At 68.7% G+C, this 728-nt stretch carries 2 pseudogenes; one reads left to right on the top strand and one right to left on the bottom strand.

The window, feature by feature from the left end:
* Positions 1–329: pseudogene (locus A9X05_RS32380) on the bottom strand (PPE domain-containing protein); the annotation flags it as partial.
* Between A9X05_RS32380 and A9X05_RS23850 the strand changes: the two are divergent.
* Positions 218–728: pseudogene (locus tag A9X05_RS23850) on the top strand (hypothetical protein); the annotation flags it as partial. The pseudogenes A9X05_RS32380 and A9X05_RS23850 sit on opposite strands and share 112 nt — an antisense overlap.

Here is a 728-nt window from a genome sequence, read left to right as displayed (position 1 = left end):
CCGCCGCATAGCCATACATCGCCGCCGCATCCTGGGCCCACATCTCCATGTACTGCGCCTCGGTCGCCATGATCGCCGGCGTGTTCTGCCCGAAGAAATTCGTCGCGGCCAACGTCGCGCAAAAGGCGGCCACCACCGCCACGACGACGACCACCGCGCCAGTCAAGGCAGCAGCGACCGCCGCGACGACGAACAACCCGATGAGCCGCAATCACCGGCGGCGGCACCGTCATCGCAAACGCCGCCTCAAACGCCGCCGCAGCCGCCCGACCCTGACTGGCCGTGTCCTCGGCCAACCCCGCCACCGCAGAAAGCCAACTCACAAACGGCCACCACCGCCACGACGACGACCACCGCGCCAGTCAAGGCAGCAGCGACCGCCGCGACGACGAACAACCCGATGAGCGAGCTGTGGTTCCTGTTGACCGGCCAGACCGCCTTCCCCACCAACCTGGGGGCGGCCGTCAACGGCTACAGCCCGTTCGCCAGCCTGTTCTATAACACCGAGGGTCTGCCGTACTTCAGTACCGGTATGGCCAACACCTTCACCCAGATCTCCAAGACGGTGGGGTTGATCGGTGGTGCGGCTCCGGCGGCAGCCAAGGCGCTGCCCGGTCTGGGTGGGCTCGGTGGTCTGCTCGGCGGCGGTGCCGGAGCGGTGCACCCGGCCGCGGCCATCGGCGGGGCGGCCTCCATCGGTGGCAAGTTGTCGGTGCCGGTGGCCTGGA

Origin of the sequence: Mycobacterium sp. E3298 (genome assembly GCF_001666895.1) — a bacterium.
Lineage (GTDB): Bacteria > Actinomycetota > Actinomycetes > Mycobacteriales > Mycobacteriaceae > Mycobacterium.
Note: the sequence above shows the minus strand (reverse complement) of the source record. Positions and strands in the feature narration are given on the sequence as shown.